Origin of the sequence: Streptomyces sp. SCL15-4 (genome assembly GCF_033366695.1) — a bacterium.
GTDB lineage: Bacteria > Actinomycetota > Actinomycetes > Streptomycetales > Streptomycetaceae > Streptomyces.
The window spans coordinates 7410664-7426524 of record NZ_JAOBTQ010000001.1; the positions used below are offsets into that span (position 1 = coordinate 7410664).

Genomic DNA, 15861 nt, shown 5'->3' on the forward strand with positions numbered 1-15861 from the left:
CTGGAGACAGCGCATGCACGTCCTCGGAATCAACGCACTCTTCCACGACCCCGCCGCCGCCCTGATCACCGACGGCCAGGTCGTGGCGGCGGCGGAGGAGGAGCGGTTCTCCCGCCGCAAGCACGGCAAGCGGCCCGTACCCTTCTCCGCCTGGGAGCTGCCCGAGCGGTCGGCCCGCTGGTGCCTGGAGCAGGCCGGCCTCACCCCGTCCGACCTGGACGCCGTCGCCTACTCCTACGACCCCGTCCTCGCCCGCCCCGCCGAGGAGCTGGGCCTGCACGACCCCTGGGACCACCTGCGCCAGGAGTACGCCCGGCAGGCCCCCGGCTTCCTCGCCGAGGCACTGCCCGGACTCGACCCGGACAAGGTGCGGTTCGTCCCGCACCACGTGGCGCACGCCGCCTCCGCCGGGCCCGTCTCCCCGTACCCCGACTGCGCCGTGCTCGTCCTGGACGGCCGCGGCGAGTGCGGCTCCCACCTGGCCGGCCGGTACACCAACCGCGAGCTGACCGTCCTCACCGCCCAGCAACTGCCGCACTCCCTCGGCCTGTTCTACGAGGACCTCACCCAGCACCTCGGATTCCTGCGCAGCAGCGACGAGTTCAAGGTCATGGCGCTCGCCTCCTACGGCACCCCGCGCTTCGCCGACCGGCTGCGCGAGTACGTCCGCGCCGGCGACCAAGGCGGCTTCCTGGCCCGCCCGGTGCCCTGGGCCGATCTCGTCCCGCCCCGCCCGGCCGGCGGCGCCTGGCACCAGGACCACGCCGACCTCGCCGCCAGCGCCCAGCTCTGCCTGGAGGAGGTCACGCTGGCGCTCGCCCGCTGGCTGCGCGAACGCACCGGCGAGGACGCCCTCACCCTGGCCGGCGGTGTCGCCCTGAACTGCGTCGCCAACACCCGGCTGTGGCGCGAGAGCGGCTTCACCCACGTATGGGTGCAGCCCGCCGCGGGCGACGCCGGCACCGCGCTCGGCGCCGCCGCGCACATCGCCGGGCAGAAGGACACCCTGGAGCCGATGGAGACGGCCGCCCTGGGCCGCGGCTGGAGCGACGCCGAACTGCGGGCCTGGCTCGAACGGGCCGCCGTACCGTACGAGGAGCCCGCCGACATCGCCGAGACGGCCGCCGAGGCACTGGCCGCCGACGGGATCGTGGCCTGGTTCCAGGGACGCGGCGAGTACGGGCCGCGCGCGCTCGGCCACCGCTCCCTGCTCGCCCACCCCGGCAAGGCGGAGAACCTGGAGCGGCTCAACGCCGTCAAGGGACGCGAGGAGTTCCGGCCGGTCGCGCCGATGGTGCTCGCCGAACGCGCCGCGGAGATCTTCGACGGGCCGCTGCCCAGCCCGCACATGCTGTTCGTGCACGACGTGGCCGCCGGCTGGAAGTCCCGCATCCCGGCCGTGGTGCACGTCGACGGCACCGCCCGCATCCAGACCGTCGACCGCGCCCGAGAACCCCTGGTGGCCCGGATGATCGACGGCTTCGAACGGCGCACCGGACTGCCGGTGGTGGTCAACACCAGCCTGAACACCGCCGGACGGCCCATGGTCGACGACCCCCGGGACGCCCTGGAGTGCTTCGGCTCGGCCCCCGTGGACCTGCTGGTCCTCGGCCCGTTCGCGGTCCGCCGGGGAAAGGCGTTCGCATGAGCGACGCCCCCGCCTACACCGTCGTCGTCCCCACGATCGGCCGGCCCTGCCTCGCCGAGTGCCTGCGCGCGCTCGCCGAGGGCGCCGTCGCGCACACCCCGCACGAGGTGGTCGTCGTCGACGACCGGCCGGCGCCCGAGGGCGGCCTGCCGCTGGGGACCGCGGGGCAGCTGCTGGACCGGGTGCGCACCCTGCGCACCGGCGGCAAGGGACCGGCCGCCGCCCGCAACGCCGGCTGGCGCACCGTCCGCACCCCCTGGACGGTGTTCCTGGACGACGACGTCCAGGTGCTGCCGGACTGGTCCCGGCGGCTCGCCGAGGACCTGCGCGCGGCCGGCCCCGACGTCGGCGGCGTCCAGGGGCGGCTGCGCGTCCCGCTGCCCGAGGACCGCCGGCCCACCGACTGGGAACGCACCACCAAGGGCCTGGAGAACGCCGCCTGGGCCACCGCCGACATGGCCTACCGCACCGACGTCCTCAAGCGGACCGGCGGCTTCGACGAACGCTTCCCGCGCGCCTTCCGCGAGGACGCCGACCTCGCCCTGCGCGTCGAGCGGGCCGGCTGGAGCCTGACCCGGGGCACCCGCGTCACCCGGCACCCGGTCCGCCCCGCCCACTGGTGGGCCTCGCTGCCCGCCCAGCGCGGCAACGCCGACGACGCCCTGATGAACCGGCTGCACGGCCGCGACTGGTGGCACCGCGCCCAGGCGCCCCGCGGCCGGCTGCCCCGCCACCTGGTGGTCACCGGCGCGGCCCTCGCCGCCGCCGCGTGCGCGCTGGCCGGACGGCGCCGCACCGCGACCGCCTGCGCGGCCCTGTGGACCCTCGGCACCGCCGAGTTCGCCCTCGCCCGTATCCTGCCCGGCCCGCGCGACCCCCGGGAGATCGCCGGGATGCTCGGCACCAGCGTGCTCATCCCCCCGCTCGCCGTGCGGCACTGGATGCGCGGCGTCGTCCGTCACCGCAACGCCCGCCCGCTGGGAGGCGCCGGATGACCACCGTGTCCGCGATCCTGTTCGACCGCGACGGCACCCTCGTCGCCGACGTGCCGTACAACGGCGACCCGGACCGGGTCCGGCTGCTGCCCGGCGCCCGCGAGGCCGTCGCGCTCGCCCGGTCCCACGGCCTGGCCACCGCCGTGGTCAGCAACCAGTCCGGCATCGGCCGCGGGCTGCTCACCGCCGGGCAGGTCCGGCGGGTCAACGAGCGCGCCGACGCGCTGCTGGGCGGGCTGGACCTCTGGCTGTTCTGCCCGCACACCGCCGAGGACGGTTGCCCCTGCCGCAAGCCCCGGCCCGGCCTGGTCCGCGCCGCCGCCGTCCGGCTGGGCGTGCCGCCGGCCGCCTGCCTGGTCGTCGGCGACATCGCCGCCGACGTGCTGGCCGCCCGCGCCGCCGGAGCCCGGGGCGTGCTCGTGCCCAACGCGGCCACCGCACCGGAGGAGACCCGGCGGTTCGCCGGGCACAGCGCCCCCGACGTGCTCACCGCCGTACGAAGCGCCCTCGGCGCCGCCGCGGGGAGGGCACCGGCATGAGATCCCTCGTCGTCCGCCTCGACAGCTTCGGTGACGTGCTCCTCGCCGGGCCCGCCGTCCGCGCCGTCGCCGCCCACAGCACCCGTGTCACCCTGCTGTGCGGCCCGCGCGGCGCGGACGCCGCCCGGCTGCTGCCCGGCGTGGACGACGTCCTGGTCTGGGAGGCGCCCTGGGAAGGCTTCGACCCGCCCCCGGTCCGCCCGGCCGACATCGACGCCCTCCTCGGACGGCTGCGCGCCGGCGCCCACGACAGCGCGCTCGTCCTCACCTCCCACCACCAGAGCCCGCTGCCCGCCGCCCTGCTGCTGCGCCTCGCCGGCATCGGCCGGATCGGCGCCGACAGCACCGACCACCCCGGCCGCCTCCTCGACGTGCGCCACCGCCGGCTGCCCGGCCGGCACGAGGCCGAGGCCGCCCTCGACACCGCCGCCGCCATGGGCTTCACACCGCCCCCGGGCGACGACGGGCGGCTGCGCGTCCTGCCGCCCCCGGACACCGGCGGCCTGACCGGCAACGGCCCCTACGTCGTCCTGCACCCCGGCGCCAGCGCCCCCGCCCGCGCCTGGAGCCCGCACCGCTGCGCCGAGGCGGTCACCCTGCTCGCCGACGCCGGGCACCGGGTCGTCGTCACCGGCGGCCCCGACGAGCGGGACCTCACCCGGCGGGTCGGCGGCGACGCGGCCGTGGACCTCGGCGGCCGGACCTCCCCGCGCACCCTGGCCGGGGTGCTGCGCATGGCGGACGTCGTGATCAGCGCCAACACCGGACCCGCCCACCTCGCCGCCGCCGTCGGCACCCCGGTCGTCTCCCTCTTCGCGCCCGTCGTCCCGGCCGGACGCTGGGCGCCCTACGGCGTCCCCGTCATCCTGCTCGGCGACCAGTCGGCGCCGTGCGCGGACACCCGGGCCCTGACCTGCCCGGTGCCCGGCCACCCCTGCCTGGACGAGGTCACCGGCCAGGACGTGGTGCGCGCGGTGCACAAACTCATCCAGGAGCGGCCCTCATGAACATCCTCGTCTGGCATGTGCACGGGTCCTGGCTCACCGCCTTCGTGCAGGGCCCGCACACCTACCTGGTCCCGGTCACCGAGGACCGCGGCCCCGACGGCCTCGGCCGCGCGGTGACCTGGGACTGGCCCCCGTCCGTCCGGGAAGTCACCCCCGCCGCGCTGCGGGACGCCGACATCGACCTGATGGTGCTGCAACGCCCGCACGAGCCCGGCCTCGCCCTGCGCTGGACCGGCCGCCGGCCCGGCCTGGACGTGCCCGCCGTCTACGTCGAGCACAACAGCCCCGACGCCTCGCCCGAACGCCAACTCCACCCGCTCGCCGCCCAGTCGGCGATTCCCCTGGTGCACGTCACCCACTTCAACCGGCTGATGTGGGACAGCGGCCTGGCCCCCACCGAGGTCGTGGAGCACGGCATCGTCGACCCCGGCCCGCTGTGGACCGGCACCGAGCGGCGCGCGGCCGTCGTCGTCAACGAGCCGGTGCGCCGGGGCCGTACCACCGGCACCGACCTGCTGCCCCGGTTCGCCCGCTCGGTCCCGCTGGACGTCTTCGGCATGGGCACCGGCTCACTCGCCGGCCACCTCGGCCTGCCGCCCGGGCGCTGCCGCGCCCGGGACCTGCCGCAGCACGAGCTGCACCGGGAGATGGCCCGGTGCCGCCTGTATCTGCACCCCGTGCGCTGGACCTCGCTCGGCCTGTCCCTGCTGGAGGCCATGTTCCTCGGCATGCCCGTGGTCGCCCTGGACACCACCGAGGTCCGCGAGGCCGTACCCGAGGGCGCCGGGGTGGTGTCGAACCGACTCGACGTACTGGAGGACGCGGTACGGGCCTTCCTCGCCGATCCCGGGCACGCCCGCGCGACCGGCGCGGCGGCCCGGGCCGCCGCCCGCGCCCGCTACGGAGAGCGGCGCTTCCTGGACGACTGGGAGCGCCTGATCAAGGAGGTCACCCGATGAGCCGCATTCCGCACTCGGCCGGGCGCGTCGCCATGGTCTCCGAGCACGCCAGCCCGCTGGCCGCGCTCGGCGGACCGGACGCGGGCGGCCAGAACGTGTACGTGGCGCAGGTCGCCCGGCAGCTCGCCAGGAAGGGATACCGGGTCACCGTGTACACCCGGCGGGACTCGGCGGGCCTGCCGGACCGGGTGACCCTCATCGACGGCGTCCAGGTGGTCCACGTCCCCGCCGGGCCGCCCGCACCCGTCCCCAAGGACGAACTCCTGCCCCACATGAGCGAGTTCGGGAACTTCCTGGCCCGGCAGTGGGCACAGCGCCCGCCGCAGGTGGTGCACGCCCACTTCTGGATGTCCGGCCTGGCCGCCCTGGCCGGCGCCCGCGACCCGGACATCCCGGTCGTGCAGACCTACCACGCGCTGGGCACGGTCAAGAAGCGCTACCAGGGCACCGCCGACACCAGCCCTCCGCAGCGACTCGCCGTCGAGGAGGCCATCGGGCACGAGTGCGCCCGGATCATCGCCACGTGCAGCGACGAGGTGGCCGAACTGAAGGCCATGGGCCTGCCCGAGGACCGGATCAGCGTCGTGCCGTGCGGCGTCGACCCCGAACAGTTCACCCCGGTCGCCCGCAACCGCCCGCCCGGCGCCCGCAAGCGGCTGCTGGCCGTCGGCCGGCTCGTGCCCCGCAAGGGCTTCGACCGCGCCATCCGCGCCCTGGCCGGCGTCCCCGACGCCGAACTCCTCATCGCCGGCGGCCCCGAGGCCGACCTGCTGCGCACCGAACCCGAGGCCGCCCGCCTGTACGGCATCGCCCGCGAGTACGGCGTCCTGGACCGCGTCACCCTGCTCGGCGGCGTCGGCCGCGCCCGCATGCCCCGGCTGATGTCCAGCGCCGACCTGGTCCTGTCCCTGCCCCGCTACGAGCCCTTCGGCATCGTGCCGCTGGAGGCCATGGCCTGCGCCACACCCGTCGTCGCCACCGCCGTCGGCGGCCAGCTCGACACGGTCGTGGACGGCACCACCGGCCTGCTGGTCCCGGCCGACGACGACTACGACCTCGGCGCGGCCCTGCGCGCCCTGCTCGCCGACCCCGGCCGGCTCGCCCGGTACGGCACCGCCGGCCGCGCCCGGGTCCTCGCCCACTACACCTGGGACCGGGTGGCCGACGGCGTGGCCGGGGTGTACGGCGCCGTGTCCTCGATCCGCTCGCTCTCGGGAGTCGTCCGATGAACACCGCCACCGACACCACGCACTGCGACGACCTCGCCAAGGCCCTGGAGGCGTTCCGCGACCACGCCCCCCTCCTGGAGCGCTGGGGCACCGAACTCGCCCGGCGGCTCGGCTCGGGAGCGCGGCTGCTCGTCGCCGGCAACGGCGGCAGCGCCGCCCAGGCCCAGCACCTCACCGCCGAACTCGTCGGCCGCTACCGCGAGGACCGCCCGCCGTTCTCCGCCCTCGCCCTGCACGCCGACACCTCCTCCACCACCGCGATCGCCAACGACTACGGCGTCCAGGAGGTGTTCGCCCGCCAGGCCGCCGCCCACGGCCGCCCCGGCGACGTGCTCCTGCTGCTGTCCACCAGCGGCGCCAGCGCCAACCTGCTGTCCGCCGCCGACCGCGCGCACCGGCTCGGGATGACCGTGTGGGCGCTGACCGGACGCTCTCCCAACCCGCTGCAACTCGGCGCGGACGACGCGGTGTGCGTCGACGCCCCGGCCACCGCCACCGTCCAGGAACTCCACCTGGTCGCGGTGCACATGCTCTGCGAGACCTTCGACCGGGCGGTGACGCGCGAGGAGGCCGGACGCGCGGACGCGGGCGCCGACGGAGCACCGAGTGCCGACGGCAGACCGGGGGTCGTGGGGCGGCTCGTCGGCCGGGCCCGCACCGTCGGGCGGGCCGCGCCCGGCGGGCCCGTCGCCCCGCGGGAGGGGCAGGCATGAGCGACACACCGACCCCCCTGGTCGTCGTCGGCGACGCCCTGCTCGACCACGACCTGTGCGGCCGGGCCGAACGGCTGGCCCCGGACGCCCCGGTGCCCGTCGTGCACGGCACCCGCCGCAGCTCCCGCCCCGGCGGCGCCGCCCTCGCCGCCTGCCTCGCGGCGGCCGACGGACGCCCCGTCACGCTGGTCACCGCCCTCGGCGCCGACCCCGCCAGCGACACCCTGCGCGAACTGCTGGAGGGCCGGGTCCGCCTGGTCGAGGTGCCCCTGGAAGGCACCCTCGCCAGCAAGACCCGGGTCCTGGCCGGAGACCGGCCGCTGCTGCGCCTGGACGACGGCGAGGGCCGCGCCCGCGAGGCCACCGGGCAGGCGGTGGCCGCGGTCGCGGAGGCCGGGGGAGTCCTCGTCGCCGACTACGGCCGCGGCACCGCCGACGTCCTGCGGGACGCGTTGGCCCACACGGCGGCCCCCGTCGTCTGGGACCCCCATGTGCGCGGCCGGCCCCCCGTGCCCGGCGTCCGCCTCGCCACCCCCTCCGCCCAGGAGGCCCGCGCCTTCGCCCGGCGGGCCGCCGGGGACGAGGAGGCGGCCGGCGGGACGGCGGGGCTGCGCACCGCCGCCGGCGACGCCCGCGCCCTGGTCCGGGCCTGGCGGGCCCGGGCCGTCGCGGTGACCCTCGGCGAACGCGGCGCCCTGCTCTCGCACGGCGAGACCCCGCTGCTGGTGCCGACCCCGGCCGCCGCCACCGGCGACCCCTGCGGCGCCGGCGACCGGTTCGCCGCCGCCGCGGCCGGCCTGCTCGCCGACGGCGCCCTCACCGAGGCCGCCGTCCAGGCCGCCGTACACGCCGCCACCCGCTACGTCGCCGAGGGCGGCGCCCGCGCGCTCGCCACCCCGGACGGGACGGAGACGGCCGCGCGCCAGGCCCCGGCCGACGGCGACACCACCGCCGACGCCGTGCGCACCGCCGCCCGGGTCCGGGCCGCGGGCGGCACCGTCGTCGCCGCGGGCGGCTGCTTCGACCTGCTGCACGCCGGCCACGTCGCCCTGCTCCAGGCCGCCCGCCGGGCCGGCGACTGCCTGATCGTCTGCCTCAACTCCGACGACTCCGTCCGCCGCCGCAAGGGCGACGGCCGCCCTCTCGTGCCGGCCGCCGACCGGGTACGGGTGCTGCGCGCCCTGGAGTGCGTGGACGCCGTAGCCGTCTTCGACGAGGACACCCCCGAACGCGTCCTCGGCGAACTGCGCCCGCACATCTGGGCCAAGGGCGGCGACTACGCGCGGACCCGGCTGCCCGAACAGCCCCTGGTGGAGAGCTGGGGCGGGCAGGTCCTGCTGCTGCCCTACCTCGACGGCCGCTCCACCACCGTCCTCGCCCGCCGGGCCGCCCTGGCCCCCACGGCAGGAGAGGGCACGTGACCCCCGCGCCCACCGCCCGCACCCCGGGCCGCCCCACCACGCGTCCACGGCCGCCCCGTGCGCCCCACGGCCCCGCGGCGAGCGCGGCCACCGGGCGCATGCGGTCCGGGCTTCCCGGTTACCCGGGTGGAGACGAGCCGGCCCGGACCCTGCCGCCCGGCCCGGCACCGCCCCACCGTCCGCCCCCCGCTTCCCCGCCCACCCCCGGAGGACCACCCGGTGACCACTGAGCAGACTCCGCGTGTCCTGGTCCTGCGCGCGCTCGGACTGGGCGACCTGCTGGCCGGCGTGCCCGCGTTGCGCGGGATCCGGCGCGCCTTCCCCGGGCACCAGGTCGTCCTCGCCCAGCCGCCGGCCCTCACCGAACTCGCCCTGGCCACCGGGGCGGTCGACACCGTGTTCCCGGCCGAGGCGCCGGGCCGCGCGGTGCCCGACCTCCGCCACTGGCCGGGACCGCCCCCCGAGGTGGCCGTCGACCTGCACGGCAGCGGACCCGAGAGCCGCGACGCCCTGGCCGCCCTGCGCCCGCGCCGGCTGCTCGCCCACGCCTGCCCGGACGGCCCGCCCTGGCCCGCCCACGTCAACGAACGCGACCGCTGGTGCGCCTTCCTGCGCGGCTACGGCATCCCCGCCGACCCCCGCGACCTGCGGCTGCCCCCGCCCGGCACACCCTCCCCGGCCCCCGGCGCGGTCGTCGTGCACCCCGGCGCGGCCTCCGGCTCCCGCCGCTGGCCGCCGGAGCGGTTCGCCGCCGTCGTCCGGTGCCTGCGCGCGGCCGGCCACCGCGTCGTCCTCACCGGCGGCCCCGGCGAGGACTCCCTGGTCCGCGAGGTCGCCGAACGCAGCGGCCGGCCCGGCACCGACGTGCTCACCGGCGGCCTGCCGCCCGCAAGGCTGTCCGCCCTCGTCGCCGGGGCGTCCCTGCTGCTCAGCGGCGACACCGGCCTGGCCCACCTCGCGGTCGCCCACGGCACCCGCTCCGTCACCCTGTTCGGCCCCGTCTCCCCCCGTCTGTGGGGACCGCCCCCGGGCCCGGACCACCTGGCCCTGTGGAAGCCCGGCCCGCCCGGCGACCCGCACGGCCTCGCCCCCGACGCCCGCCTGCTGCGCATCGGCACCGGCGAGGTCGCCGCGGCCTGCCTGACCCTCCTGCGGGACGCCCGCGGCCGGCGCCGGCCCGCCGGAGCGGAGGTGGCGCATGTCCACTGAGCACGCTCCCGCCCGCCCCCGCCCGCCCACCGTCCCCGGCGACCCGCGGATCACCGTCGCCGTCATCACCCGCGACCGCGCCGCCAGCCTGCTGCGCACCCTGGACGCCCTGGCCGCGCTGCCCGAACGGCCGCCCGTCGTGGTCGTCGACAACTCCCGCGACGACACCACCCGCCGGGCCGTCGCCGGCCACCCGGCCATCGCCCGCCTGCTGCGCCCGGCCGGCAACACCGGCGCCCTCGGCCGCAACCTGGCCGCGCGCCACGCCCGCACGCCCTACGTCGCCTTCAGCGACGACGACTCCTGGTGGGAGCCCGGCAGCCTGGCCCGTGCCGCCGACCTCCTCGACGGGCACCCGCGGCTCGGCCTGCTCGCCGCCCGCACCCTGGTCGGCGACGAGGCCGCCGAGGACCCCCTCAACGCCGTCCTCGCCGCCTCACCCCTGCCGGCCGAGCCCGACCTGCCCGGCCGCCCGGTGCTCGGCTTCCTGGGCTGCGCCTGCGTGGTCCGCAAGGAGGCCTTCCTCGGCGTCGGCGGCTACCATCCGCTGCTCTTCTTCGGCGGCGAGGAGACCCTGCTCGCCTACGACCTGGCCGCCGCCGGCTGGGGCGTCGCCTACGAACCCGCCCTGCGCGCCCGCCACCACCCCGGCGACCACACCCGCGCCGGCCGCTCCGCCCTCGTCCGCCGCAACCACGTCCTCACCGCCTGCCTGCGCCGCCCCTGGCCCGTCGCCCTGCGCGCCGGCACCGGCCTCGCGGTGGCCGCCGCGACCGGCCGGCCCGGCGCCTCCCGCGCCCTGAAGGAGGCCGTCGCCCGGTTCCCGGCCGCGCTCGCCCGCCGCCGGCCCCTGCCCCCGCACGTCGAGCACGCCGCCCGGCTGCTCGACCGGGAGGCGGCCGGACCCGCCGCGGAAGGCGGCGCGCCATGACCGCCCGGCCCGGCCCCGACCACCGCACGACCGTCGTCGTGATCACCCACAACCGCCGCGAGGAACTGCTGCGCACCCTCGGCCTGCTGCGCCGGCTGCCCGAACGCCCGCCCGTGATCGTCACCGACAACGCCTCCACCGACGGCACCGCCGAAGCGGTCGCCCGGGACTTCCCCGGCATGACCCTGCTGCGCCCCGGCCGCAACCTCGGCGCCATCGGCCGCAACCTGGCCGTGCAGCGCGTGCGCACGCCCTACGTCGCCTTCTGCGACGACGACACCTGGTGGGAGCCCGGCAGCCTGCGCCGCGCCGCGGACCTGCTGGACCCCCGGCCCCGGCTGGCCGCCGTCACCGCCCGGATCCTCGTCGAACCCGAAGGCACCGAGGACCCGGTCGTCCCCGAACTGCGCGACTCCCCGCTGACCGGCCCCGACTGGCTGCCCGGACCCGCGCTCGGCTCCTTCCTCGCCGCCGCCACCGTGCTGCGCACCGAGGCCTTCCGGGCCGCCGGCGGCTTCCATCCCGGCCTGTGGCTCGGCGGCGAGGAGGAACTGCTCGCCTGCGACCTCCAGCGCCGCGGCTGGTGGCTCGCCTACGCCGGGGAACTCACCGTCCACCACCACGCCTCCACGCTGCGTGACAGCACGGCCCGCCGCGTCCTCGGCCTGCGCAACACCCTGTGGTTCACCTGGCTGCGCCGCCCCCTGCTGCCGGCCCTGCGCCGCACCGGCCACCTGATCCGCACCGTGCCCCGGGACGCCGCCTCCGCCCGCGCCTTCGTCCACGCCACCGCCGGACTGCCGTGGGTGCTGCGCCAGCGCGCCCCCGTGCCGCCGGACCTGGAGCACCGGATCGCCACGCTGGAACGCGCCCGCCGGGACTCACCCGCACGGCGGTACGTCGGCTGACCGGCCGGCGCCACGACACGCCCGGAGACGTCGTTGCGTCCGGCATCCGCGTGCGGGCACAGTGAACCCCCGGTCAAGAAGCGGCCGGCCGATCCTTCCTCCCCGCCCAGGAAGCGCGTCCCTCCATGGAAATCGGTCAGCCCTCCCCGGCCCGCGTCCGCCCCGGCGGCCCCGCCCCGCTGCGCCTGCGCACCGAACGCGAGCACCACGCCGGCCTCGGCCGGATCAGCGTCCTGAAGGCCCGCGGCACGGTCGACGCCGACAACGCCGGCCGCCTGTCCGCCGCGCTCGCCGAACACCTCGCCGACGCCGGACGCACCGGGGACCACCCCTTGCTGGACCTCACCGAGACCTACCTCGCCTGCCCCGCCGCCCTCGCCGCCCTGGACCGGGCCACCGGTGCCCTCGCCCGCGCCGGCCGCGCGCTGCACGTCGTCCAGCCCCGTCCCCACGTCCGGGAAACCCTCGCCGCGGCCGGCCTGCCGGGCATCCGGACATACGCCGCCCTGACGGCCGTCCTGCGCGCCCTGGAGACCGGCGAACCGGCGGACACGGAACCCGGCCCCGCGCGCACGCGACCCTGAAGGGACGCGCGGAACCAGCGCGGACGGCCCCGGAGCAGGGACCGGCCAGGACGGACCCCGGGCCCGTGCACGCGGCTCCCGTGACGCCGGGCGCCGCCGCCCGGGCCGCACACGCGGACCCCGGCGGCCTGCGCTGACGGCCGTCCGGCCCGCCGTCCCCCGCCCGGCGCGGTGGATGGCGGACCCGGCGGCCCGGGCCTACCGTGCGAGGTGATGCCGGGGCCGGGAAGACGGCCGGGCGAGACCTCTGTGACGTGCTGTCTGGGTGATGCGATGAAACCTTCCTCCGGCCGGCCGGCCGCACCGGCCCCCCTCGTCATCGAGTCGTCCGTGGTCGAGGGGCTCCCCGCCGAGGGCGCCCTGCTGCTGCGCATGTCGGGCAGCCTGGACGCGCAGGGCGCCGAGGTCTGGTCGGAGGAGCTGCGCGGCCACCTGGACCAGGCGGACCGCGCCGGACTGCGTCCCGTACTGGACATGGCCCACGTCCAGCTCGGCGGCGCCGCCGTGCTGCGCGCGCTCAGCGAGACGACCCGGACCCGCACCGGACGCCCCGACCTGATCATCGTCCGCGCCCGGCCCGGGGTGCGCGAGGCGGTGCACCTGGCCCGGCTGACCGGCGTACGGCTGTACGCCACCCTGGACGAGGCGCTGGGCGAGCTGGCCCGCGCCGCCTGCCGGGTGGAGGAGCCGCCCGCCTGGCGGTCGCAGCTGGCCGACCCGGTCCGGCCCTCCTACGAGGACCTGCACAAGGAGGTCCGCGCGCTGCGCGCCCGGGTGCGCAGCGCACCGGTGATCGGCATGGCGCAGGGCGTGCTCATGGTCCGCTACGGCCTGCCGGACTCGGGTGCCGCCTTCCGGGCGCTGCGGGAGGCCTCGCAGCGGTTCAACGTGCCGCTGCGGGTCCTGGTCTCCGCCGTGGTGGCGGCCCGCGCCCCGAACGGCGAGGTGTGGTTCCCCGGCCGCCGTCCCCTGCCCGTGCCGCAGCTGCGGATCCTGGCCCGCGGCGGCCGGGACCCCCGCTACCGCCGGCAGATGATCGACGCCGTCCTGTACGAGGCGCTGGCCATCGGCCGGGCACCCGCCGGACACGTACGGCTCGTGGACCCGGCGGTGAACGCGCTGGCGCTGGAGACCCACCACGGCTGCGCGGAGCCGGTCCTGGACCACCTGGCGCTCGGCCGGGGCGACGGCACCGCCGACGGGGCGGCCCGTACCCGGGGCCGCCAGGCGGGCGTCCCCGACGTCGCGACGGACGCGCTGCTCTCCGACGACTGCCGGTCCGCCCTGCTGGCCGGCGGCGTCCGGGCGCTGCACAGCGTCCCGGTGCTCTCCTCGGCCGGCTCCTGCACCGGCGTGATCGGCCTGCACTGGGCCGACGCCGGCCACCGGCCCACCGCCGCGCAGGCCGAGGCGCTCGCCGTGCTGGCCGCGGACACCTCGGCCTGGCTGAGCTGGTACCACCGCTCGGTCCTCCTGGACGCCCTGGAACACCTCCACCGGACGCTGACGCGCGGCGCGCCGTGAAGCCGGGCCGCCGCCGGGTGCGTCAGCCGTGCGGCGCCGGGAGGAGAGGGCGGCGGGGTGCCGCCGGCGCAGCAGCCGGACCACCCGTGACCGCACTCCTTCGACCCGGCCCGTCGAACGGCCCCGCAGCGGGGCCGTTCGTCATGTCCGGCCGGACACGGCACGGCCCGCGCCGGCCGCTTCGACGCCTCCGGACCCGTTCCGGGGGCGTCGGGCGGTCCGGCGCGGGCCGTGCCGACGGTGAGGGCCGGTGGCGGGGCCGGACGTTCAGTGGGCGCCGAGTCCGCCGCCGCCGAAGGAGCCGCTGGAGCCCTTGCTCCAGCGCGGACGGTCCTTCGACGCGCTCGGCCGGCTGTCCATGTTGGTCAGGTCGTACGGCGTGAGCGGGCGTTCGCCCTTGGCGATCCGCGGTATCTCCGCGGACTCCCGGTTCTGCCGGACCTCGTGCACCGGACCGCCCGGCGGCATCTTGGGCTGCTCCTCCGGGCGCGGGCGCGGGGACTCCTGGGAGCGGACGCGGGAGGTCATCCAGAAGCCGCCGCCGAGCAGCGCGAGGACCGCCACGGCCACGAGGAACAGTACGAGGCTCATCAGGCCGCTCGCCGCGGCCAGCTGCATCGATGCGGTGTTCATAGAACAGGAATACCCATACCATAAGCGTATGAATCCGGACATTGAGGGCGGCCGAGGGGTGGCGAGGGCGGCGCGGAGGGTGTATCCGGACCTCTCCCGCGTACGCCGGAGGCAGTGGTTTGTGGCCGCCCGCCCCGGCTACCCGCCCGGTGTGACAACGCCGACTTCTCAGCAGCAGCTCTACCGGTTCCTGGAGGACCGTTTCACCTGTGCCCAGGCGTGCACGGAGTGCGCCCGGGCCTGTGCGGTGCGGGCGAGTCTGGTCGACCCGGACGGCACCGAGCACCAGGAGCGCGTGCGCCGGCTGGGCATCATGTGCGCCGAGGCGTGCGACGCCACGTGCAGGGTGCTGGGCGAGGAGAACCAGCAGGACGAGGAGGGCATCCGGGCCCGGGTGGAGTGGTGCCGCTCGGTCTGCCTGGAGTGCGCCCGCGCCTTCGACGAGCACCCCGGCGCCGAGTCGGCCGCGGCCACCTGCCGGGCCTGCGCCGAGGCGTGCGCGCACTTCCTGGAACTGCTCGGCTGAGCGCCACGGCCGCCCGCCGCGACCGCGCACCCACCGGCTCGGCCACGCGCACGGCCTCATGGCCATCCGCGCCCCGCGCGACGTAGGGCACCGGGCGATCCGCACCGACCCCGCCGGCGGCCACCGGGCCGCCGGCCCGCCGCCGGACGGCCCGGCCCCGAGGGCGCGGCGTTAGCCTTCGTGCATGGCGGCGGACCCCGGGCTCTTCACGCCCGACTCGGTGACCTGGCAGCTGCACGGCGATCCCATGATGTGGGTCGCGGGAGTGCGGGCGCTGTACCTTCAGGCGCTGCATCCGCGGGCGGTGCGGGGGGTGACGCAGAACTCCGACTTCCGGCGGGACGCCTGGGGGCGGCTGCGGCGGACCGCGGACTTCGTGGGGACGGCGACGTACGGCACCACCGAGGCCGCCGAGCGGGCCGGGGCGCGGGTGCGCGGCATCCACGCCCGGCTGACGGCGACCGACCCGGACACCGGCGAACGCTACGGCCTCGACGAGCCCGCGCTGCTGCTGTGGGTGCACTGCGCGGAGATCGACTCCTACCTGCACGTCCTGCGCCGCTCCGGCTTCCCGCTCACCGACGCCCAGGCCGACCGGTACGTGGCCGAACACCGGGCGGATGCCCGGCTGGTGGGGCTCGACCCGGACACCGTACCGGCGAGCCGCGCGGAGCTGGCCGCCTACTTCGCCAAGGTCCGGCCGCAGCTCGCCGCCGGTCCCGAGGCCCGCGAGGTGGACGACTTCCTGCGCCGCCCGCCGGTCCACCCGCTGCTCATACCGGCGCGCGAGGTGCTGTGGCAGTGGGTGGCGCGCCTGGCGTACGCCTCCCTGCCCGCGTACGCCCACGAGCTGTACGGCAGGCCGGCCCCCGCGCCCGCCGCCGTCACCCGGCGACTGCGCGCCACCGGTGCCGTACTGCGCGCGATCCCCGCACGGCTGCGCTGGCAGCTCCCGCCGAAGCACATCCTGCGCGCCATGGGCCGCCTCGGTCCCGGCGCGCGTCCGGCGGCGCGCAGGCTCCGGCCGTGATCCGC

General features: G+C 77.6%; 16 protein-coding genes. 15 read left to right on the forward strand and 1 reads right to left on the reverse strand.

Annotated features, from left to right (window positions below):
• Positions 1–13 precede the first annotated feature (13 nt).
• From SCK26_RS33470 to SCK26_RS33530, 13 genes are all read left to right on the forward strand, one after another.
• Positions 14–1648, forward strand: coding sequence for a carbamoyltransferase (locus tag SCK26_RS33470; protein WP_318205104.1), 1635 nt, complete (start codon positions 14–16; stop codon positions 1646–1648).
• On the forward strand, positions 1645–2643 hold the full coding sequence (locus SCK26_RS33475) for a glycosyltransferase family 2 protein (protein WP_318205105.1): 999 nt from the start codon (positions 1645–1647) through the stop codon (positions 2641–2643). The genes SCK26_RS33470 and SCK26_RS33475 overlap by 4 nt, the downstream gene beginning before the upstream one ends.
• Positions 2640–3182 (forward strand): HAD-IIIA family hydrolase, encoded by a 543-nt coding sequence (locus tag SCK26_RS33480; RefSeq protein ID WP_318205106.1) that lies wholly within the window; start codon positions 2640–2642, stop codon positions 3180–3182. Before SCK26_RS33475 ends, SCK26_RS33480 begins: the two co-directional genes overlap by 4 nt.
• Positions 3179–4189, forward strand: coding sequence for a glycosyltransferase family 9 protein (locus tag SCK26_RS33485; protein WP_318205107.1), 1011 nt, complete (start codon positions 3179–3181; stop codon positions 4187–4189). The genes SCK26_RS33480 and SCK26_RS33485 overlap by 4 nt, the downstream gene beginning before the upstream one ends.
• A complete protein-coding gene (locus tag SCK26_RS33490; protein WP_318205108.1) occupies positions 4186–5148 on the forward strand; it encodes a glycosyltransferase family 4 protein in 963 nt (320 codons plus the stop codon). Before SCK26_RS33485 ends, SCK26_RS33490 begins: the two co-directional genes overlap by 4 nt.
• Positions 5145–6377, forward strand: a complete 1233-nt coding sequence (locus SCK26_RS33495; protein WP_318205109.1) for a glycosyltransferase — start codon at positions 5145–5147, stop codon at positions 6375–6377. Before SCK26_RS33490 ends, SCK26_RS33495 begins: the two co-directional genes overlap by 4 nt.
• Positions 6374–7090, forward strand: coding sequence for an SIS domain-containing protein (locus tag SCK26_RS33500; protein WP_318205110.1), 717 nt, complete (start codon positions 6374–6376; stop codon positions 7088–7090). The genes SCK26_RS33495 and SCK26_RS33500 overlap by 4 nt, the downstream gene beginning before the upstream one ends.
• Positions 7087–8511, forward strand: a complete 1425-nt coding sequence (locus SCK26_RS33505; protein ID WP_318205111.1) for a PfkB family carbohydrate kinase — start codon at positions 7087–7089, stop codon at positions 8509–8511. The genes SCK26_RS33500 and SCK26_RS33505 overlap by 4 nt, the downstream gene beginning before the upstream one ends.
• Positions 8512–8730: 219 nt before the next feature.
• Complete coding sequence (locus SCK26_RS33510) at positions 8731–9720, forward strand: glycosyltransferase family 9 protein (protein WP_318205112.1); 990 nt, start codon at positions 8731–8733, stop codon at positions 9718–9720.
• Complete coding sequence (locus SCK26_RS33515; protein ID WP_318205113.1) at positions 9710–10651, forward strand: glycosyltransferase family 2 protein; 942 nt, start codon at positions 9710–9712, stop codon at positions 10649–10651. Before SCK26_RS33510 ends, SCK26_RS33515 begins: the two co-directional genes overlap by 11 nt.
• Complete coding sequence (locus SCK26_RS33520) at positions 10648–11559, forward strand: glycosyltransferase family 2 protein (protein WP_318205114.1); 912 nt, start codon at positions 10648–10650, stop codon at positions 11557–11559. Before SCK26_RS33515 ends, SCK26_RS33520 begins: the two co-directional genes overlap by 4 nt.
• A 125-nt stretch (positions 11560–11684) precedes the next feature.
• Positions 11685–12143, forward strand: coding sequence for an anti-sigma factor antagonist (locus tag SCK26_RS33525; protein ID WP_318205115.1), 459 nt, complete (start codon positions 11685–11687; stop codon positions 12141–12143).
• 273 nt (positions 12144–12416) lie between these two features.
• Entirely contained in the window at positions 12417–13667 is a 1251-nt protein-coding gene (locus tag SCK26_RS33530; protein ID WP_318205116.1) for an ANTAR domain-containing protein, read from the forward strand.
• Positions 13668–13934: 267 nt separating this feature from the next.
• Here the strand turns inward: SCK26_RS33530 and SCK26_RS33535 are convergent, their stop codons facing one another.
• A complete protein-coding gene (locus SCK26_RS33535; RefSeq protein WP_318205117.1) occupies positions 13935–14300 on the reverse strand; it encodes a DUF6479 family protein in 366 nt (121 codons plus the stop codon).
• 151 nt (positions 14301–14451) lie between these two features.
• On the opposite strand from SCK26_RS33535, the gene SCK26_RS33540 reads away from it, so the two are divergent.
• Together SCK26_RS33540 and SCK26_RS33545 are read left to right on the forward strand one after the other, a co-directional pair.
• Positions 14452–14826, forward strand: a complete 375-nt coding sequence (locus SCK26_RS33540; RefSeq protein ID WP_318205118.1) for a ferredoxin — start codon at positions 14452–14454, stop codon at positions 14824–14826.
• A 184-nt stretch (positions 14827–15010) separates the two neighbouring features.
• Positions 15011–15856 carry an oxygenase MpaB family protein gene (locus SCK26_RS33545; RefSeq protein WP_318205119.1) on the forward strand — a complete coding sequence of 282 codons (846 nt, stop codon included), beginning with the start codon at positions 15011–15013 and terminating at the stop codon, positions 15854–15856.
• The last annotated feature ends 5 nt before the right edge of the window (positions 15857–15861 follow it).